Below are 19,612 nucleotides of genomic sequence, written 5' to 3' on the forward strand. Positions count from 1 at the left end.
AAAAAAAACCTGCAAGTAGCAGGCTTTTTAAAATTTACAATCTGTTGATTAATGCCCATAAATATCATTGTACAAATCAATGTACATTTCCTTAACGGGTTTGCGTTTTAGTTTCATAGTAGGGGTAAGGTGGCCTTGTTCTACACCCCACACATCTGGGGTTAACCTAAATTGTTTTACTTTTTCCCACTTGGCAAATTCTTGATTGGCCCAATCTACTTCTTCCTGCATGCGTGCGATTACCTTCTCATTTTTGACTAGTTCTTCGTTGGAGCTCAGTTGGATGTTGTGGCGTTTGGCCCATTCCTTAACAAATTCAAAGTTAGGCTGGATAAGTGCAGCAGGCATTTTTTCACCTTCACCTATAACCATAATTTGTTCAATGAACCTTGATTGTTTAAAACGGTTCTCCAGTAATTGCGGAGCAACATATTTTCCGCCTGAGGTCTTGAACATTTCTTTTTTACGATCGGTAATGCGTAAAAAGCCCTCTGCATCAATCTCACCAATGTCACCCGTATGGAAATAGGCGCCCGTCATCACTTCTGCAGTTTTCTCTGGGTTTTTGTAGTAGCCCATCATCACATTTGGACCTTTGCAAAGGATTTCTCCATCTTCGGCGATTTTTACTTCGACGTCATCAATCATTTTACCTACGGTGCCGATTTTCCAACCTTTATTGCGTTGGTCGTTCACTGCGATCACGGGTGATGTCTCCGTAAGTCCGTACCCTTCCATCACAGGCATCTCAGCAGCGGCAAAAACTCTGGCAAGTCTGGGTTGCAAGGCTGCACTACCGGATACCATTACGGACAGGTTTCCGCCCAATCCTTCTCTCCATTTACTGAAAATCAATTTTCTGGCTATCCCAAGTTTGGTCTCGTACCACCAGCCGTTGGCCCCGTAAGGTTCAAATTTGAGTCCTACTTCCACGGCCCAGAAAAACAATTTCTTTTTAATGCCGGAAAGCAATGCTCCTTTGGCTATAATGGCATCGTATACCTTTTCCAAGAGTCGTGGCACCACAGTCATTACTGTTGGTTTGACTTCTTTTACATTGTCGCTTATCTTGTCCAACCCTTCCGCAAAATGGATTTGAACGCCACAATATTGGTACAAATACAATATCATGCGTTCAAAAATATGGCAGACGGGCAAAAAGCTCAATGCTACTCCATCTGTATCAAATGGAACCCTTACTTTGCTGGATACCACGTTGGAAACAATATTGTTATGGGAAAGCATAACCCCTTTGGGTCGACCCGTAGTACCCGAAGTGTATATCAAGGTAGCTAGGTCATCCGGTTTTACGCTTTTTTTAATTTCTTCGACTTGGTCTTGGTTGGACGCATCTGAACCCAGTTCCAATATTTCCGACCAGTTTTTACAGTTGTCGAGCTGGTCAAAAGAGTAGACATCTTTCAGGTTTTCCACTTTTGATTGTATCGCCTGGACTTTCTCCAGAACTTCATCACAGGAAACAAAACATAGTTTTGCCTCAGAGTGGTTCAGAATATATTCATAGTCTTCTTCCGAAATTGTAGGGTAGATGGGGACATTTTGTGCGCCTATCTGAAGAATTCCAATATCAACAATATTCCACTCGGTACGGTTGGTCATGGAAATCACAGCAATCTTATCGTTGGGTTTAACACCCATTTTTAACAAAGCCCTGCTCACCGCATTGGCCTTATCAATATATTCTTGCGTGGACGTTGCTATCCAAGTACCGTCACTTTTGGTGACCAATGATTTTTCTAAGGGGTATTTTTCAAGTTGATAGTATGGGAAATCAAATAATCGGGTAACAGTTTGCATAGTAAGTTATGTGTATAGCGAATGCAAATTAGGGAAAGAGAACCGTATTTTAAAACGAGTTATTCAAAAAAACGCATAATTATTTAATAATTTTATTGAATATGCAATTTCATGCCTTCATGAGAATCTATGAATCCTAAGGATTTGTAAAACTTGAGTGCATCCGGTCTTTTTTTGTCGGTGGTCAATTGTACCACATGTGAACCTTTTTCTTTTGAACGTTCTATGGCCCACAGGAAGAGCTGCTTACCAATGCCCTTTCCCCGGTAATCTTCATGAACCCGTACAGCTTCAATTTGAGCGCGAATACCGCCTTGATAAGTTAAATATTGGATGAAACTTAGTTGTAGAGTTCCGATTACAAGTCCGGCATCCTCCATAACCACCAATTCTTGGTTTGGGTCTTTATCGATATTGCTAAAAGCATCGTAATATTTTTTCGGAAGCGGATTTTGAAAATCTTCCCTAAGTTTGCCCAAATCATCATTGGCAAGCATTTCAACTATAAGTGATACATCTTCTTTTTTCGCTTGCCTTATAGTCATATTATTTATTTTCCAACCAAACCCTTGCGTTCACAAATGCTTGCAACCAAGGCGATACCTCATCTGTTCTATCCTTTGGATAGTGCGCCCAGTTCCAAGGGAATGTCGAGCGCTCAATGTGTGGCATGGTCACCAAATGCCTTCCCGTTTTGTCGCAAAGCATGGCTGTGTTATAATCACTTCCATTTGGATTGGAAGGATAGCCTTCGTAACCATATTTGGCCACGATGTCGTATTGATCCTCAGCGTGAGGCAAAATGAACTTTCCTTCACCATGACTGATCCAAACACCCAATGTGCTACCTGCTAGATTAGAAAGCATTACCGAGTTGTTTTCTTGAACTTTAACCGAGGTGAAATTACTTTCGTGTTTATGCGAATCGTTATAGGTCATTCTACCATGCGTTCCGTGTTCTGGATTAATAAGGTCCAATTCCATGAACAACTGGCACCCGTTGCAAATCCCAACGGACAAGGTATCAGGTCTGGCAAAGAAATCTTTTAGGGCTTTATTGGCTTTCTCATTATATTTAAAAGCTCCGGCCCAACCTTTGGCACTTCCCAAAACATCGGAGTTGGAGAACCCACCAACGGCACCGATAAATTGGATATCTTCCAAGGTTTCTCTTCCTGAGATGAGGTCTGTCATGTGAACGTCCTTGACATCAAAGCCGGCCAAGTACATAGCATTGGCCATTTCACGTTCCGAGTTGCTTCCTTTTTCGCGTAGAATGGCTGCTTTGGGTCTGTTTACTTTTGGGGTTTCTGGCAGAGCACCACTGAATTCTGATGGAAAACTGTATTCTAACGGCTGCACTTTATAATTATCGTAACGGTCCTTGGCCAAACCATTAGCAGTTTGCTTGTTGTCCAACAAATAAGACGTTTTGAACCAAGTGTCTCGCAATGAGGCGATATTCAAGCCTATTTCGATGCCCTTGTTTTTGATTTTCAAGGTGCTTTCTGATGATGGAATACCGATTTTAGCAAATTCAACACCCGCAGATTTCAATTCATTTTCCACTGAATCATCTTTGGCTTGGAAAACAACACCTATATTTTCAGAGAACAATAGTTTGATGATATCTTGTTCGCCGATGTCGGACAAATCCAAATTGGCACCCAAATCATTATCAGCAAAGCAAAGCTCCAAGAGTGTAGTGATCAAACCGCCTGAAGCCACATCGTGACCGGCTAAAACTTGACCATTCTTGATTAAATTCTGTAAAGTATTGAAAGCAGTCTTAAAATAACCTGCATCCAATACGGAAGGAGCTTCATCACCAATACCGTTTAATATCTGTGCAAAGGAAGAGCCTCCCAATTTGTGGTTGTCTTTAGATAAGTTAATGTAATAGATATCCCCACCACCTTTCTGCAAAACAGGCTCAACTACTTGGTTGATGTTGCTACAATTACCCGCAGCAGAAATAATCACCGTGCCGGGAGATAATACAACACCATCCTTGTATTTTTGTTTCATGGAAAGTGAATCCTTTCCTGTGGGCACGTTGATGCCCAAATCAATTACAAACTCCGATAAAGACTCAACTGCCGAATACAAACGGGCATCTTCCCCTTCGTTTCTACAGGGCCACATCCAGTTCGCGGATAGGGAAACGGATTTTAATCCGTCTTTCAAAGGAGCCCAAACAATATTGGTCAAGGATTCGGCTACACTGTTCCTGCTTCCTGCGACAGGGTCAATCAAAGCTGAGACAGGGGAGTGCCCTATACTGGTGGCTAGACCTTCTTTGCCTTTAAAGTCGAGGGCCATCACACCACAGTTGTTCAAAGGTAACTGTAATGGTCCTGCACATTGTTGCTTGGCTACGCGCCCTCCCACACAACGGTCCACTTTGTTGGTCAACCAATCTTTGCTGGCTACGGCCTCCAATTGAAGTACTTGCTCCAAATAATCGTGGAAGTGTTCCAAAGAATAGGAGAGTGGGGGATATTTTTGCTGTGCCGTTTTATCGGCCATTATGGTTTTTGGGGAGCTTCCGAACATATCGGAAAGTTCCAAGTTCATCGGGGTTTCACCGGTTTCACCTGAAGTGAATTTAAAGGTGTGGTCACCGGTCACCTCGCCCACATTGTACATAGGGGCACGCTCACGGGCCGAGATCCGGTCCAATAGGTCCAAATCTTTTTCACCGATTACCAATCCCATGCGCTCTTGGGATTCATTCCCAATCAATTCTTTTTTTGACAGTGTTGGGTCACCAACGGGCAATTTATCTGTATCGATGGTTCCTCCTGTTTCTTCTACCAATTCCGACAGACAGTTCAAGTGTCCACCAGCACCGTGATCGTGAATGGAAACAATAGGGTTATCATGACTTTCAAACAATCCACGAACGGCATTTGAAGCTCTTTTTTGCATTTCGGGGTTGGAACGTTGCACCGCATTCAACTCAATGGCGGAACTAAACTCCCCAGTATCCGCACTGGATACAGCAGCTCCTCCCATACCAATACGGTAGTTATCACCACCAAGAACAACTATTCTGTCTCCCTTGCTCGGCGTATCTTTTAAAGCTTGGTCGGTTTTACCGTACCCGATACCCCCGGCCATCATGATTACTTTATCGAATCCTAATTTGCGTGCTTCTTCTTGATGCTCAAACGTTAAAACGGAACCTGCGATCAAGGGTTGACCGAATTTATTTCCGAAGTCGGATGCGCCATTGGATGCTTTAATGAGAATGTCCATTGGGGTTTGGTACAACCAATCCCTTTCTTTCATTCCCTTTTCCCATGGACGGTTTTCCTCCAAACGGGAGTAGGAAGTCATGTAAACCGCAGTTCCTGCCAAAGGCAGGGATCCTTTTCCTCCTGCTAAACGATCACGAATCTCTCCTCCTGAACCAGTGGCAGCTCCATTGAAAGGTTCCACAGTTGTTGGGAAGTTATGGGTTTCCGCTTTTAAGGATAGCACAGAATCAAATTCTTTTTCTTCGTAGAAATCAGGTTTGTCCGCACTTTTGGGTGCAAACTGTATTGCTTTTGGACCTTTGATGAAGGCCACATTATCTTTATAAGCCGAAACAATATCGTTTGGATGCGCTTCGGAGGTTTTTTTGATCAATTTGAATAGGGAAGAGGGCTTTTCTTCTCCATCGATCACAAAAGTTCCATTGAAAATTTTGTGCCTGCAGTGCTCAGAATTTACCTGACTGAACCCGAAGACTTCGGAATCCGTCAACTTGCGCCCCAATTTGGTGGCAAGTCCTTCGAGATAAGCAACCTCTTCTTTACTCAATGCCAATCCTTCTTTTTCATTGTAAGAACCAATATCATCGATTTCTTTAATGGATTCTGGAACAATGTCAATGGTGAAAATATCCTGTCCGAGTGATCTATATTTCTGGGAAAGCATGGGGTCAAAGTCGGTATAATCTTTTTCAACCGCATGAAACTCTTCAATCCGAACAATTCCTTCAATGCCCATATTCTGGGTGATTTCAGTGGCGTTCGTACTCCAAGGAGTAACCATTGCAGCCCGTGGCCCAACAAAAAAGGCGTCTATGGACGCCGCTTCAATTTTAGGCTGGTTGCCAAACAACCATGTCAGTTTATTAGTATCTTCCTGAGTGATTTCCTGAGCGGTTTGGACGGCAAAAACCTTGGTAGCCTTGTCCCCAAAAAAATGGATCATACAATCTTTGAGTTGAACGGTTTAAGAAAGTGCAAAAATACGATTTTGTGCCGTAATTCATCCTACTGCAGAGCTGTTTTGTTAACTAACCAATGTTGATAGCTTATTTGGTTGAAAAAATCAGAAGTATATTTTTATCAAATCCCCAAAAGTATGCCTATAGCGCCTTTTAAACTAAACTCATTGAGGTAGTTTTCCTTATATTAGAACAATAATAGCTAACTCAAAACCAACCTTATGAAAACAACCAAAATCCTGTTATTCGGGATGATGCTGTTCGCGGGTGTAGTCACATCATCAGCACAAAAAAAGTACTCCAAAAGTCAAGTCAAAAAATTCAAAGCTCAGGTTGAAGCCATTGTGGAAGCCAATAAAAAGCAGACGCAAGTTATGGTGGATAAAATCTTTAGTTTTGCGGAACTTGGTTTTCAAGAAGAAGAGAGTTCCAAATATCTCACCGGTATTTTGGAAGAAAACGGATTTACCATAGAGCATTCCATTTCCAATATTCCAACGGCATGGTTTGCTACGTGGAGCAACGGGGATGGCCCTGTTATTGCTTTGGGAAGCGATGTGGATTGTATACCGAAAGCATCGCAAACCCCTGGGGTAGCCTACCATAAACCCTTGGTTGAGGGCGCACCTGGACATGGCGAGGGACATAATGCAGGTATTCCCTTAAACATTACCTCGGCATTGGCCGTAAAAGAGGTGATGGAGAAAGAGGGAATCGGAGGCACTTTGATTTTATGGCCTGGCATTGCCGAGGAATTGGTCGCCGCGAAAGCATGGTACGTACGCGATGGTCTTTTTGACGATATTGATATGTGCATTTTTACCCACGTGAGCAGCAATTTGAGTGTTTCATGGGGACCCACCCGAGGAACTGGACTGATTTCCGTGGAATATATGTTTGAAGGTGAAGCCGCACATTCTGCAGGTGCACCTTGGAGAGGTCGTAGTGCATTGGATGCCGCAGAGCTAATGAACGTGGGGTGGAACTATAAAAGGGAGCATTTACATCCGTTGAAGCGTTCTCACTCCATTTTTACCGATGCCGGTGATCAGCCCAATGTAGTCCCTTCCAAAGCGGGAATCTGGTATTATTTTAGGGATATTACTTATGAGGGAATCATGGAAATGTATGCCGAGGCCAACGATATTGCCAAAGGGGCGGCCATGATGACGGGAACTACGATGACATCAAGAGTATTGGGTACGGCATGGCCAAGGCACTATAACAAAGTTATCGCCGAGACCATGTATGAAAATATCAAAAGCGTAGGGCTGCCTACATGGACCGAAGCGGACCAAGAACTTGCGAAGGCTGTACAGACCGAAGTCGAATCCAAGGAAATAGAAGGGCTTCCGACCGAACTATCTGAACTGGGCCTTCCAGTATTGGAGCCTGTTAGTGGTGGTTCCGATGATATTGGCGACATTTCTTGGAAAGTCCCCACAGTAACCATGCGTTTTCCTTCGAACATACCCGGATTGCCCGGTCACCATTGGGCGAATGCGATTGCCATGGCAACACCTATCGCCCATAAAGGGGCTACTGCAGGAGCCAAAGCAGAGGCTATGACCATAATGGATTTCTTGTTGAAGCCAGAGTTGCTGACCCAAGCATGGGATTATTTTAACAATGAACAGACCAAAGAGACTAAATATGAGCCGATGATCTCTGCGGATGATATGCCACCTACGTTCTTGAACAAGGATAAACAAGATATGTTTCGACCCGCATTGGAGGAGTTCTACTACGATGAAACCAAATACGATACGTATTTGGAGCAGTTGGGGGTAGATTACCCAACGGTAAAACAATAATTAATTCTTTGTCAGTTCGAGCGCAGTCGAGAACATAAACACATCTCGACTGCGCTCGATGTGACAAATCCGGCAAATGGGACAAAATACAAACTTCAGTCTTTGTGCTCCTTATATAATGACAGTTTATTGCCATTGATTGATGCCATTCCTGCGAAAGCAGGAATCCATAGGTTGTTCAATACAAACTGTATAAATTTCTCGAATAGCATTCATTTTTAGGCAATTAATTGAACGAGGCTCTGAAAGCCAGAGGAGACTGTTTTGTCTTTGTCTTGAAAAGTTTGCTGAAGGATTGTGAATGCTCAAACCCTAAAGTATAGGCTATTTCACCTACAGAAAGTTGTGTAGTGGATAATTTTTCTTTAGCTATCTCAATAAGTTTTTCGTGTATGTGCTGTTGGGTACTCAGGCCTGTCAGCATTTTGAGCAAACTGCTGAGGTAACTGGATGAAACATGTAAGCTGTCAGCTATAAATTGGACGGACGGAATTCCTTTATTGATGACATCTTCTCCATTGAAATAGAGGTCGAGAAGATCCTCCAACCTAACCAAAATCTCGTGGTTATTGATTTTTCTGGTAATGAATTGTCTTTGATAGTATCTTTCTGCATAATTGAGCAATAATTCGAGTTGGGTGACAATAATGTTTTGACTGAACTTGTCCATATTGGACCTATACTCATGTTGAATGTTGAGTAAAATATCGGTAATGGTACGCTCTTCTTTGTCCGAAAGAAATAAGGCTTCGTTTATGGCATACCCGAAAAACTCATAGTTTTTAATGGTCTTGGCCAAGGGGGTGTTCCACAAAAAATCGGGGTGGATAAGCAATAGCCAACCTGAAGGCTTTTTCTCTGTCGGTAACATTTCAAACTGCAGAACCTGCCTTGGTCCTATAAAAGATAGCAGCCCTTCATCAAAATCAAACTCCTGCTGGCCGTATCTAACTTTGGCCTGTATATCACGTTTTAAACCAATACTGTAAAAGCTTTGCATCCATGTAATTTGACTTTCTATGGTTTGATAGTCAACTTGTCCATAGTCTATTAGGCTAATCAGAGGATGCTCTGGATTTGGTAGTGCACAAAACTTATGGAACTCGCTCAAGGTTTGAAATGTATTCATCTTCAACACTAATTTAAGGGCAAGGTCTTGCCTTGCCCGTTTTAAATTACAAACTAGTTTTTAAAATCGGTAGAATAGCTCAACTCTTTATTGGCTTCTAGTGCGTCTGCCAAGGTCTTCAACTTTTCATTTGCCATGCCGTAGGCATCGCTGCCCAAAAATAAGTGTAAAGCAGGTTCTTTGCTCTCTGCCCTGGATATAAGGGCTTCCGCAGCTTTTTCGGGGTCTCCAAGTTGGTTTCCGGCAATCTCCTCTTTGTGCATACGCTCAGATTCACGAGCTTGGGCATAAATGTCCATACGGTTACGTGCCAGTTTTAATGAATCGTCAGAAAGAAATTCAGTTCTAAAATAACCGGGATATACCAAGGTTGTTTTGATTCCGAACGGGCTTGCCTCCACCGATAAGGCCTCCGTAAGACCCACAACTGCAAATTTGGTCGCGCAATAGATACCAAAACCAGGAAAATTTCCGACGATGCCTGCAACGGATGCAATATTGAAAATATGTCCTGATCGTTGAGATCTAAGTTGTGGCATGGATTTGCGGATAACATTTAAAAGACCAAATACATTCACATCGAAATTTTGTCGTGCTTCCTCATCTGAAATTTCTTCCAGTGTACCATTCTGTCCATAGCCAGCATTGTTTACAATGACATCAAGCCGGCCAAAAGTTTCAATTGCTTTGGAAATGCCTGTTTCCACACTTTCCTCGTTCATGAGGTCCATTTGGATAGGTAGGAATCTTTTCGAACTACCGACAGCTTCGCTAAGATTTGCTAAACTTCTAGAGGTAGCTGCAACCGAATAGCCTTGGTCTAATAATGTTTTCACCAAAACAAGTCCCAGCCCTTTTGATGCACCCGTAACCAACCATACTTTTTTTGTGTCCATTTTCTTAGAATTTTTGTTGTTATGAATTGACACAGCAAAGTTGCCCTTAGTAGTGGGAAGGTATGTAGCCTAATCTATGATTGTTGTAGTCTAAATCCGGTTGAGATATAAAAAGTAAACTTTTATTTCCTTTTTAGTAGTGCCATATAGAAGCCGTCAAACCCCGTTTCAGAAGCAAAAACGTTTCTTTCCCTGACAAATTCAAACTCTTTGCCATTCTCGGATGACAAAAATGTTTTGACCTGTTCTGAATTTTCTTGTGGAAGAATGGAGCAGGTGGCGTAGACCATTTGCCCGCCTTTTTTGACCATCTTACTATAATTCTGAAGAATTTCTTGCTGAACACCCATAATTCGGTCCACAAACTCAGGTTCCAATTTCCATTTGGAATCGGGGTTTCTTTTGATGACGCCCAAACCGGAGCAGGGGGCATCCAACAAAACCCTATCGGCACTGTTATGGAGTTTTTTGATGACTTTGTTGGAGTCGATCACACGGGTTTCCACATTGTGGACGCCATTTCTTCTAGCTCTCTTTTTGAGCTTTTTCAATTTGCTCTCATAAATATCCAAAGCAATCAATTGACCTTTGTTCTGCATTTGCGAGGCCAAGTGTAAGGATTTTCCTCCGGCTCCCGCACACGCATCCACCACACGTTGTCCCGGTTCAACCTCCAAGAATGGAGCCACCAACTGTGACGAAGCATCTTGCACTTCAAAAAGCCCGTCTTTGAACGCTTGTGTCACGAACACATTCTGGCGTTCCACTAGTTTTAGGGCATCGGGGTAGCCTTCAATAAATTCTGTGGCAATTTCCTCCTTGGCCAAAAAGGATTTTAATTGGGGTTTTGGGACCTTTAATGTATTGGTCCGTAAAATTACATCGGCCTGTTGATTTTGAGCGGCAAGCTCTTTGGTCCAAAGTTCAGTTCCCAAAGATTTTTCACCGAGTTCATCCATCCAATCCGGCACGGATTCCCTTATTTTTCGAATTTTGGAAAGTTCATCGAATCTACCTTTAATGCGGCGTTCTGGTGTACCTTCCAATTGTTTCCAATCTGGAATGCGAATACCCCTAAGAACGCACCAAACACCAAAGAGTCGGAATAAATGTTCCCGGCTATACGGTTCGTGAACCTCAGCGATTTCTGAATAGAGGCGTTTCCATCGAACAATATCGTATGTGGTCTCGGCGATAAACCCACGGTCTCGAGAGCCCCAACGCTTATCGTAGCGCAATACTTTTTCAATCACCTTATCAGCATATTCCCCTTCGTTAAAAATCATGTGAAGGGCATCAATTACGGCAAATACCAAGTTCCTGTGTAAACGCATCATATAAAATAAGGTTGCAAAGGTATGATTTCTCCTTACTTTTGAAGAAAATAAATACGATGAGGTCGATTCTTGCCCTTTTAACCATTTTGATTCTGGCGTCTTGTTCCCAAGAGCCTAAAAAACAAGTTTTTCAATCTGTAGACGTGACCCCCGTTTATAAAGATTCCGTAAGTGTACGTGCCATCACATTTTTGGATGGTAGAACATTGGCCTTTGCAGGTAGTAACGGAGTCTATGGAACGGTCGATGTGAATTCTGGACAAGTTAGAACCAGCACTAAATATCACGATTCCATTGCACCAAGTTTTAGGGCCGTCGGTGGGACTTCTGAAGATTTTTTCATGCTTTCCGTCGAAAGCCCTGCATTATTGTACAAGACCGGTGACAATGGACAAATGGAATTGGTTTATACCGAAGAGGGGGAAGGTGTTTTTTATGACAGTCTTGCCTTTTGGAACGATACCGAAGGGATTGCCGTGGGCGATACGGTAGATGGCTGTCTTTCTATCATAATTACAAGAGATGGGGGTGTTACTTGGACCAAATTGGAATGTTCCGATTTACCGGAAGGTATTGAAGGAGAAGGTGCTTTTGCTGCCAGTAACAGTAATATTGCTGTACAAGGCAATAAGGTGTGGATCGGTACTACGGAAGGTAGAATTTATTATTCTAGCGATAAGGGCATAACTTGGGAAATACAGGAGACCCCGATAATTTCGGGCGAACCTACCCAAGGCATCTATTCCATGGACTTTTTTGATGAGAATACTGGTTTTGCCATAGGAGGCGATTATACAGCGCCAGAATCTAACAAGGGCAACAAGATAAAAACAACGGATGGCGGCAAAACGTGGCAATTGATTGCCGATGGTCAGGAACCTGGGTATAAAAGTTGTGTGCAGTTTGTTCCCAATTCAGGTGGTAAAGTATTGGTGGCGGTTGGATTTACCGGAATCTCATATTCTTCAGATGGAGGTGAGACTTGGAAGCAAATGAGCGAAGAACCTTTCTTTACCATTCGCTTTTTAAACGATTCCACGGCGTTTGCAGCGGGAAGTAAACGGATAGCCAAATTGGATTTTAAATAAAAAGGCGGCGATAACATCGCCGCCCTTAAAATAACTAACTAAAAACAAATCAATCAAAAACTATACGCTTACCACTACGTAGTGGTTGCCGCTTCTCTTGTACCAAGTACCTTGGTATTGATACAATCTTCTTCTATTTCTATATACTACTTTACTACCTCGGGGCAAAGTTTTTACTCTTATCCCACGTGGAGCGGAAGTAACAACATATCTTTTTCCACGGGCCTTGTACCAAACACCGTCGGCGAGGTAAAAGCTGGTTTTCTTGTGAACAATAACTCTTGGGTTAGAAACCGTTCTAACCACGGTGCCCTGTTTTGGATACACCCTTACTACAGTTCTTGTCTGCGATTGGGCGCCAAGTACAGTTCCCAAGAAGGCAGCGATAACCAAAAATGTTTTCATTTGTTTCATAACATTGGATTTTGATGGTTTCTAGTAATAAGACCACACCCAATTAAAAAGGTTTAATCAAAAAAAAGAAGCCCGAAGGCTTCCTATATTTTATACTTATTCATGTAATTAATCAATCTCTTCCGCGCCGTTTGCGGAACTGTTGAATCATCTGTCTTTTAAAGTCTTCCTCGGCCTTGACCAATAAAAGTACTTTCTTGGCGGGGATTACTGTTCGTAGTTTGGATAAAAACTCTTGTTCCGCCTTTTGTTTATTGAATTGTAGGGCGATAAGGTTGTCCAATAATTGTTCAGATTCGTTAGTGGAGAGTTCTTGTGCATTGGCAATATTGTTACGCAACTCTGCACGCTCTTTTCTACGGATATCCTCCATGATTTCTTCATGATCGTTATAGATGGGCCAAAATTCTTGGGCTTCCTTCGAGGTTAAACCTACGTGCTCCGTAATAAATGCCACTTTAAGGGTCTTAATGCGGTCTCGAACAGGTCCTTGTGCATGAGCCAAAAAGGTACCGAACAATAAAATATAAAGTGCAAGTGCTTTCTTATTCATAATCAGGGTATTCTAAATTTAATTCTTCAATTTCATCCACATACTCATCCAAATATTCCAGAATAATGTCATCTTCCAAGTCATCGACCAAAATATCGTTCAGTTCAACTTCTTCCAAAGAAACAACTTCGGCAATTTCGTAAGAGGTCATTTCAAATTCAGTATTTTCCAAATAAGCTTCTATCTCGGCATTGGCCAAATCATCAAACGTGATGGGTTCGGAGGTCGGGTTTCCAGTGATATTAAAAATCAATATAAAAATGGCAGCTATGGCGGCAACAGAATAATAAAAGTTTCTATTTGATATAAGCGGAATAACCTTGACTTCTTTTCGGGAAGTTTTGGAAAGGATACTAGATTCAACTTGGTCAAAATAGCCATCGGGAACTGCAAAACCATCAGTCTTTGGGATAATGCCACCATTTTCATGAGCTTCTTCCGCTTTGATTTTGTCCATCAGACGGTCATTAAAGCTCTCAAAGTAGCCTTCCGGAGTGTTAAAACTATTTTTTTTATCCTTTTTCATTACTGTGGTATGACTTCTAATTTAGCCAAAGGTTTAATTTTCTTTGAGGTACGTTTCTATTTTTTTTACTGCCAAGTGGTAAGACGCTTTTAAGGCACCTTCGGAGGTATCCAGGGCTACCGCAATATCCTTGTACTTCATTTCCTGAAAATACTTCATGGTGAATACTAACTTTTGTTTGTCCGGAAGCGTTGCCAGCGCCTTTTGTAATTTGAGTTGAATCTCGTCACCTTCAAAATATACATCGGCCTGAAGGTTTTCTACCATCCGCTCTTTTAGTTCTTGGTCGCTCAACCCCAATTTTTTCGATTTCTGTTTCAAAAATGTCAAAGATTCGTTGGTGGCAATCCGGTACATCCAAGAATAGAGTTTGCTGTCGCCTTTAAATTTGTCGATGTTTCTGTAAACTTTTATAAAGGTATTTTGAAGTACATCGTCCGTATCGTCGTGGTCTAGCACTATCCTTCGAATATGCCAATACAAGCGTTCTTTGTAAGTATTCACCAACACTTCAAATGCCTTTGCTCGACTTTCTTCTTTTTGTAGTTCTTGGACTAAGGTTTCCTCAGCAATCAATGTTCTTGTTGTTTGATGCTTAGACTAAGGTAAGGTGAAAAGGTTTAATTTTCAGTAAGCAGTAAGCCTGCACTTTATGAAGAAAAGGACTGCATCTCCACCAATTTTTTATAGTTTTTGGCTGACTTCATCAATTCGTCGTGAGTGCCCTGTTCTACAATTTCACCCTTGTTCATTACCACAATGGTATCGGCATTTTGGATGGTGGACAAACGGTGAGCTATAACAATGGAGGTTCTGTTCTTCATCATATTTTCCAGCGCATCTTGTACCAATCGCTCACTTTCGGTGTCCAAAGCGGAGGTGGCCTCGTCCAAGATCATTATCGGAGGATTTTTGAGTACCGCCCTAGCGATGGAAAGGCGTTGTTTTTGTCCGCCACTCAATTTGTTTCCGCTGTCACCAATATTGGTTTCGTAGCCATTGGGCAAATCCATGATAAAATCGTGTGCATTGGCTACTTTGGCGGCCTCCATAATTTCGTCCATCGAGGTGTTTTCCTTGCCTAGAGCTATGTTGTTCTTTACGGTGTCGTTAAAAAGAATGGAGTCTTGGGTGACCAATCCCATGAGTCCACGTAGTGATTTCTTCGTGATGTTTTTGATGTTGGTGCCATCAATCAGGATTTCCCCTTTGTTGACGTCGTAGAAACGAGTCACCAAATTGGCCACGGTACTTTTACCACTACCGGACTGGCCTACCAAGGCGATAGTTTTGCCCTTGTCAACCTTTAGGTTGAAGTCTTTCAGGACATAATCATTTTCGTATTTGAAGGATATGTTTTTGAGTTCTACGCCAGAGTTGAAATCCATTTTTTCATTGGCTCCATCAATATCCTTGATAGGATTTTCAGATTCAAGTATCTCAAGAACCCTTTCGGCGGCTGAATTCCCTTTTTTAACGGCATAAGATGCCTTGCTGATGGCTTTTGCAGGAGTCAAGATATTGAATGCCAACCCCATATAGGAAATAAATGATGCAGCATCCAAGCTTCCTTCTAAAAGTACCATTCGCCCTCCAAACCAGAGAAGGACTCCAAAGACCACAATTCCAAGAAATTCGCTTGTTGGGGATGATAGGTTCTGGCGGTTCAATAAAGAATTTGAGAACCTAAAAAACCGAGATGTGGAATTCTTAAAAGTACCGTAGAACTTGGATTCCGCATTAAATGCCTTGATGACGCGAAGTCCGCCCAAAGTTTCTTCGACTATGGATAGAAATTCGCCTTGTTCTTTTTGTACCCTATCTGATTTTTTTTTCAGTGATTTTCCGATACGTGAAATGATCATTCCTGCAATTGGAATAAAAATGAACACAAAAATGGTGAGTTTCACACTGATGATGAACATCACTATAATTGTAAAAAGAATAGTCAGGGGCTCACGCACGATCAACTCTAGAATAGAGAGGAAGGAGTGCTGTATTTCCAGAACATCCGAGGTGATCCTTGCAATTACGTCTCCTTTCTTTTTCTCTGAAAAATAGGAGATAGGAAGGTCTACGATTTTTTGGTACATCTTGTTGCGGATATCCTTGAGCACACCATTCCGTAAAAAGGTGATAAAGTACATCGCCATATAATTGAAGATATTCTTAAAGAGAAACAAAAAAAGTATCAATCCCACCGCCAGCAAAAGCCCCTTCATGGGGTCTTCACCTGAAAGTTGGGTCACCTGATAGTTCATGTATCCTTCAAAATAATCCTTTAGCTTACCAATGCCTTCGTACGTTGGAGGTTGATTTACTTGCTTGGTCTTATCAAAAAGAACATTGAGCATTGGAATAAGTGCAGCATAGGACAACGCACTGAACAATGCATATAGAATATTAAAGAAAATATTCAGAATACCGTATCTGCGATATGGTTTCGCAAACCGGAGAATCTTTTTAAAGTAGTTCATTCACTATAAATTCAGCTCAGATAGGATGCCTTCTATTTTGGTTTCCAACTGCGAATTTACGGATTTATAATCCGCTGCCTTATCCAATTTTGCATTTGTGCTGATGTAGAACTTCACTTTTGGTTCAGTTCCGCTGGGTCGGGCTGCAATTCGGGTGCCATCTTCTGTTTCATAAATCAACACATTGGACTTAGGTAAATGCAGCGTAAATTCTTCGCCGGTCTGTACATTTTTAACAATGGAAGTATTGTAATCTTCAATGTACAATAGTTTGGATCCTTGAACGGTGTCCACTGGATTTTCTTTGAAATCCTTCAACATCTGCTTGATTTCCTCCGCACCACTCATTCCTTTTTTGGTGAGGGATATCAACTTTTCCTTATAGAAACCGAAATCCACATAAGCATCAATCAAATCTTTGTAAAAAGAACTACCGTTTGCCTTTGCGTTTGCGGCGATTTCACAGGCCAATAGGGTAGAGGTCACTGCGTCTTTGTCGCGCACAAAATCCCCGACCATATATCCAAAACTTTCTTCTCCACCTCCAATAAAGGTAGAGTTAGGGAAGTCCTTGATCATTTTACCGATCCATTTAAACCCGGTCAATGCTGTTTTGAACTCAACCCCGTAGGATTTGGCCATTTGCTGCATCATTGGGGTAGAAACAATGGTTGTGGCAATAAATTCGTTACCCTTAAATCCTTTTTCCTTGTATTGGTCCAAAAGGAACTTCGTCATAAGCACCATGGTCTGATTCCCGTTCAAAAGCTCCATTTTGCCCTCGAGGTTACGAACCGCAATGCCCAAACGGTCGCTATCAGGGTCGGTGCCCACTACCATATCGGCACCAATTTCCTCCGCTTTGGCAATGGCCATGGACAAGGCTTCTGGCTCTTCGGGATTGGGTGATTCCACAGTTGGGAAGTCTCCGTTTGGCTTGGCCTGCTCCTCTATAATGGTAACATTTTTATAGCCGGCCCTCTTCAATACTTCTGGAATTGCAGTGATAGAGGTCCCGTGCAAGGAGGTGAAAACGATTTTAAAATCGTCTTTCCCCTTGGCATCAAAACTACCGTTCTTTACCGAAGCTTCAAAAAAGGCATCGTCCACATCCCTATCAATTGAGTGGATGAGACTTTCATTTTTATCAAATTTGATGTCCTCAAAAGAAAGGGAGTTGATTTCGGCAATAATCTCACTATCCTGCGGAGGCACAATCTGGCCGCCATCGGCCCAGTATACTTTGTAACCATTGTATTCTGGGGGATTATGGGATGCCGTCAATACGATTCCTGCGTGGCATCCAATATGCTTTACGGCAAAAGAAAGTTCTGGCGTAGTTCTTAAATCCGAAAACAAATAAACTCGAATTCCATTGGCGGAGAATACTTCTGCCACCGTTTTTGCCAAGGTTTTGGAGTTATGTCTGCAATCATAGGCAATCACAACTCTGATATCGTCGTCGGTGTACGATTTTTTAAGGTAATTACTGAGTCCTTGAGTGTTCTTTCCCAAGGTGTATTTATTGATCCTATTGGTTCCAACGCCCATAACACCGCGCATGCCACCGGTACCGAACTCCAAATCCTTATAAAAACGTTCTTTAAGTTCTTCGGTGTCATTGTCTATCAAATGCTTGATTTCCTTTTTGGTGTCTTCATCAAAAAAATCAGTCAACCAAGATTGCGCTGTTTTGGTAATGGAATCCATAGTGCTTATCGTTGTTTAGATGCTTAAAAATACAAACTTTAAAAGGTTTGTTGGTGCTTAAAGATTAATTTTGTCGGAGATATTGTATCGGGTGTCATTTTTTCGGGAACGTACCATGATTTCTCCAAGAAAACCCGCCAAGAACAATTGGGTTCCGATAATCATAGCGGTCAATGAAATATAGAATTGGGGACGTTGGGTTATCAAGCGACCCAAAGGGTTTAAAAAGAGCTTGTCTATACCTAAATAAAGGGCGAATCCGAACCCTACCATAAACATAAGAACACCCCAAGCGCCAAAGAGGTGCATGGGCCTCCGTCCGAATTTGGATACAAACCAAATGGTGATCAGGTCCAAAAACCCGTTGATGAAACGCTCTGCTCCGAATTTGGTAGAGCCATACTTTCTGGCTTGGTGCTGTACCACTTTTTCGGAAATATTGGAGAAACCTGCATTTTTGGCCAAAACGGGAATGTATCGGTGCATTTCACCCGAAACCTCGATGGTCTTTACTACTTTGTTGTCAAAAGCTTTTAGACCGCAATTAAAGTCGTGCAATTTTACCCCGGATGTTTTCCGAGCAGCCCAATTGAATAGCTTTGACGGTATATTTTTGGTGATGACGGAATCGTAGCGTTTCTTTTTCCAGCCTGATACTACATGGTGCCTTTCTTGTGCGATCATTCGATACAGTTCGGGAATCTCTTCGGGATTGTCCTGTAGATCGGCATCCATAGTAATTACTACCTCACCTTCGGCACTTTTAAAGCCGGCGTGGAGCGCTTGCGATTTTCCATAGTTCTTGAGGAAACGGATAGCTTTTACGTTTTTGTTGATATTGGATAGCTCCAAAATGGTTTCCCAAGATGTGTCGGTACTACCATCATCAATAAAAATAACCTCGTAAGAAAAATGATTGGATTGCATTACTTGTACAATCCAATCATGTAGTTCTTTAAGCGATTCTTGCTCGTTGAGTAAAGGAATTACAATGGAAATCTGCATTGTTCGATTCTGGAATTCCCTCCAAAAGTAGCATTTTTTGTTTTAGTATTCCGCTTTGGACTTTTTCAAAATCAAACCGGTAATTAAACCTAAAATTAGACCTAGTACCGTGTTCATTATCAAAATAACTGGATATTGGATCCAAGCAAAACCTTTTTGCATTTCCACGCCTTGTTCCCATTGCTCCTCGGTCATATTCGGGTTTTGCGCCATAGCTTTTGGTTTGGCGAGTTCCATGGCCTTGTCCATAAAGTCGGGCTCTATAAAGTTGGTGAGCACAAATTGATAGAGCAAAGTAATTATGGCGCCAACCAGGGCAACTCCCACGCCCACTTTTAAAGCTTCCGAAATTGTCAAATACCCACCATTTGCTTTTTTAAAGGCATTGACGGCGACAAAAATAATAGCGGCTAAGATGACAATAGAGATGACTACTACCGCCGTATTTGTCTCATAGTGCATTTTTTGAGTGTAGAGCATTACGCCGAACACGACGGAAATTAGACCTAACAATAGTCCATAGTTCAGTGCAAATTTTCCAGTTTTTGGTTGTTGTTCTTCCATGATTTTTAAAATTAGTGTTGCTTATAGAAGGTTAGTTATAGATTGCTTATTTTTGTTAC

The 19,612-nt window shown here is 42.0% G+C and carries 16 protein-coding genes; 2 read left to right on the forward strand and 14 right to left on the reverse strand.

What is annotated here, in order from left to right; genetic code table 11:
* Window positions 1–48: 48 nt before the first annotated feature.
* The 3 genes from DCK90_RS02485 to purL all read right to left on the reverse strand — a co-directional run bounded on the left by DCK90_RS02485 (window position 49) and on the right by purL (window position 6,024).
* On the reverse strand, window positions 49–1,818 hold the full coding sequence (locus DCK90_RS02485) for an AMP-dependent synthetase/ligase (protein WP_108244595.1): 1,770 nt from the start codon (window positions 1,816–1,818) through the stop codon (window positions 49–51).
* 92 nt (window positions 1,819–1,910) lie between these two features.
* Window positions 1,911–2,363, reverse strand: coding sequence for a GNAT family N-acetyltransferase (locus DCK90_RS02490; protein WP_108244596.1), 453 nt, complete (start codon window positions 2,361–2,363; stop codon window positions 1,911–1,913).
* Window position 2,364: 1 nt separating this feature from the next.
* On the reverse strand, window positions 2,365–6,024 hold the full coding sequence (gene purL, locus DCK90_RS02495) for a phosphoribosylformylglycinamidine synthase (RefSeq protein ID WP_108244597.1): 3,660 nt from the start codon (window positions 6,022–6,024) through the stop codon (window positions 2,365–2,367).
* 237 nt (window positions 6,025–6,261) lie between these two features.
* Here purL and DCK90_RS02500 point away from each other — a divergent pair, with 237 nt between their 5' ends.
* Window positions 6,262–7,854, forward strand: coding sequence for an amidohydrolase (locus tag DCK90_RS02500; protein ID WP_108244598.1), 1,593 nt, complete (start codon window positions 6,262–6,264; stop codon window positions 7,852–7,854).
* Window positions 7,855–8,080: 226 nt separating this feature from the next.
* On the opposite strand, the gene DCK90_RS02505 is transcribed toward DCK90_RS02500, so the two are convergent.
* From DCK90_RS02505 to DCK90_RS02515, 3 genes are all read right to left on the reverse strand, one after another.
* The gene (locus DCK90_RS02505) at window positions 8,081–8,983 is read right to left on the reverse strand and encodes a helix-turn-helix domain-containing protein (RefSeq protein ID WP_108244599.1); all 903 of its coding nucleotides are present in this window, start codon (window positions 8,981–8,983) and stop codon (window positions 8,081–8,083) included.
* A gap of 53 nt (window positions 8,984–9,036) precedes the next feature.
* Window positions 9,037–9,879 (reverse strand): SDR family NAD(P)-dependent oxidoreductase, encoded by an 843-nt coding sequence (locus tag DCK90_RS02510; RefSeq protein WP_108244600.1) that lies wholly within the window; start codon window positions 9,877–9,879, stop codon window positions 9,037–9,039.
* A gap of 122 nt (window positions 9,880–10,001) precedes the next feature.
* Complete coding sequence (locus tag DCK90_RS02515) at window positions 10,002–11,213, reverse strand: RsmB/NOP family class I SAM-dependent RNA methyltransferase (protein WP_108244601.1); 1,212 nt, start codon at window positions 11,211–11,213, stop codon at window positions 10,002–10,004.
* 59 nt (window positions 11,214–11,272) lie between these two features.
* Here DCK90_RS02515 and DCK90_RS02520 point away from each other — a divergent pair, with 59 nt between their 5' ends.
* Window positions 11,273–12,304, forward strand: a complete 1,032-nt coding sequence (locus DCK90_RS02520) for a WD40/YVTN/BNR-like repeat-containing protein (RefSeq protein ID WP_108244602.1) — start codon at window positions 11,273–11,275, stop codon at window positions 12,302–12,304.
* Between the two features lie 60 nt (window positions 12,305–12,364).
* Here the strand turns inward: DCK90_RS02520 and DCK90_RS02525 are convergent, their stop codons facing one another.
* The 8 genes from DCK90_RS02525 to DCK90_RS02560 form a co-directional block, all read right to left on the reverse strand.
* Window positions 12,365–12,718, reverse strand: coding sequence for a DUF6515 family protein (locus DCK90_RS02525; protein WP_108244603.1), 354 nt, complete (start codon window positions 12,716–12,718; stop codon window positions 12,365–12,367).
* Between the two features lie 112 nt (window positions 12,719–12,830).
* A complete protein-coding gene (locus DCK90_RS02530) occupies window positions 12,831–13,271 on the reverse strand; it encodes a hypothetical protein (RefSeq protein WP_108244604.1) in 441 nt (146 codons plus the stop codon).
* On the reverse strand, window positions 13,264–13,797 hold the full coding sequence (locus DCK90_RS02535; RefSeq protein ID WP_108244605.1) for a hypothetical protein: 534 nt from the start codon (window positions 13,795–13,797) through the stop codon (window positions 13,264–13,266). Before DCK90_RS02535 ends, DCK90_RS02530 begins: the two co-directional genes overlap by 8 nt.
* A 33-nt stretch (window positions 13,798–13,830) precedes the next feature.
* Window positions 13,831–14,373 carry an RNA polymerase sigma factor gene (locus DCK90_RS02540; protein ID WP_108244606.1) on the reverse strand — a complete coding sequence of 181 codons (543 nt, stop codon included), beginning with the start codon at window positions 14,371–14,373 and terminating at the stop codon, window positions 13,831–13,833.
* 74 nt (window positions 14,374–14,447) lie between these two features.
* Window positions 14,448–16,274, reverse strand: coding sequence for an ABC transporter ATP-binding protein (locus DCK90_RS02545; RefSeq protein ID WP_108244607.1), 1,827 nt, complete (start codon window positions 16,272–16,274; stop codon window positions 14,448–14,450).
* Window positions 16,275–16,277: 3 nt separating this feature from the next.
* Window positions 16,278–17,984 (reverse strand): phospho-sugar mutase, encoded by a 1,707-nt coding sequence (locus DCK90_RS02550; protein ID WP_108244608.1) that lies wholly within the window; start codon window positions 17,982–17,984, stop codon window positions 16,278–16,280.
* A gap of 57 nt (window positions 17,985–18,041) precedes the next feature.
* Window positions 18,042–18,989 carry a glycosyltransferase family 2 protein gene (locus DCK90_RS02555; RefSeq protein ID WP_108244609.1) on the reverse strand — a complete coding sequence of 316 codons (948 nt, stop codon included), beginning with the start codon at window positions 18,987–18,989 and terminating at the stop codon, window positions 18,042–18,044.
* A 42-nt stretch (window positions 18,990–19,031) separates the two neighbouring features.
* A complete protein-coding gene (locus DCK90_RS02560) occupies window positions 19,032–19,553 on the reverse strand; it encodes a DUF4199 domain-containing protein (protein WP_108244610.1) in 522 nt (173 codons plus the stop codon).
* Window positions 19,554–19,612 lie beyond the last annotated feature (59 nt).

Source organism: Muricauda brasiliensis (genome assembly GCF_003057865.1).
In the GTDB taxonomy this organism is placed as follows: Bacteria; Bacteroidota; Bacteroidia; order Flavobacteriales; family Flavobacteriaceae; genus Flagellimonas; species Flagellimonas chongwuensis.

What these genes read in the sequence shown, in the direction of transcription:
- DCK90_RS02485 (WP_108244595.1), bottom strand. Translation starts at nt 1,818, where the DNA reads ATGCAAACTGTTACCCGATTATTTGATTTCCCATACTATCAACTTGAA.
- DCK90_RS02490 (WP_108244596.1), bottom strand. Translation starts at nt 2,363, where the DNA reads ATGACTATAAGGCAAGCGAAAAAAGAAGATGTATCACTTATAGTTGAA.
- purL (WP_108244597.1), bottom strand. Translation starts at nt 6,024, where the DNA reads ATGATCCATTTTTTTGGGGACAAGGCTACCAAGGTTTTTGCCGTCCAA.
- DCK90_RS02500 (WP_108244598.1), top strand. Translation starts at nt 6,262, where the DNA reads ATGAAAACAACCAAAATCCTGTTATTCGGGATGATGCTGTTCGCGGGT.
- DCK90_RS02505 (WP_108244599.1), bottom strand. Translation starts at nt 8,983, where the DNA reads ATGAATACATTTCAAACCTTGAGCGAGTTCCATAAGTTTTGTGCACTA.
- DCK90_RS02510 (WP_108244600.1), bottom strand. Translation starts at nt 9,879, where the DNA reads ATGGACACAAAAAAAGTATGGTTGGTTACGGGTGCATCAAAAGGGCTG.
- DCK90_RS02515 (WP_108244601.1), bottom strand. Translation starts at nt 11,213, where the DNA reads ATGCGTTTACACAGGAACTTGGTATTTGCCGTAATTGATGCCCTTCAC.
- DCK90_RS02520 (WP_108244602.1), top strand. Translation starts at nt 11,273, where the DNA reads ATGAGGTCGATTCTTGCCCTTTTAACCATTTTGATTCTGGCGTCTTGT.
- DCK90_RS02525 (WP_108244603.1), bottom strand. Translation starts at nt 12,718, where the DNA reads ATGAAACAAATGAAAACATTTTTGGTTATCGCTGCCTTCTTGGGAACT.
- DCK90_RS02530 (WP_108244604.1), bottom strand. Translation starts at nt 13,271, where the DNA reads ATGAATAAGAAAGCACTTGCACTTTATATTTTATTGTTCGGTACCTTT.
- DCK90_RS02535 (WP_108244605.1), bottom strand. Translation starts at nt 13,797, where the DNA reads ATGAAAAAGGATAAAAAAAATAGTTTTAACACTCCGGAAGGCTACTTT.
- DCK90_RS02545 (WP_108244607.1), bottom strand. Translation starts at nt 16,274, where the DNA reads ATGAACTACTTTAAAAAGATTCTCCGGTTTGCGAAACCATATCGCAGA.
- DCK90_RS02550 (WP_108244608.1), bottom strand. Translation starts at nt 17,984, where the DNA reads ATGGATTCCATTACCAAAACAGCGCAATCTTGGTTGACTGATTTTTTT.
- DCK90_RS02555 (WP_108244609.1), bottom strand. Translation starts at nt 18,989, where the DNA reads ATGCAGATTTCCATTGTAATTCCTTTACTCAACGAGCAAGAATCGCTT.
- DCK90_RS02560 (WP_108244610.1), bottom strand. Translation starts at nt 19,553, where the DNA reads ATGGAAGAACAACAACCAAAAACTGGAAAATTTGCACTGAACTATGGA.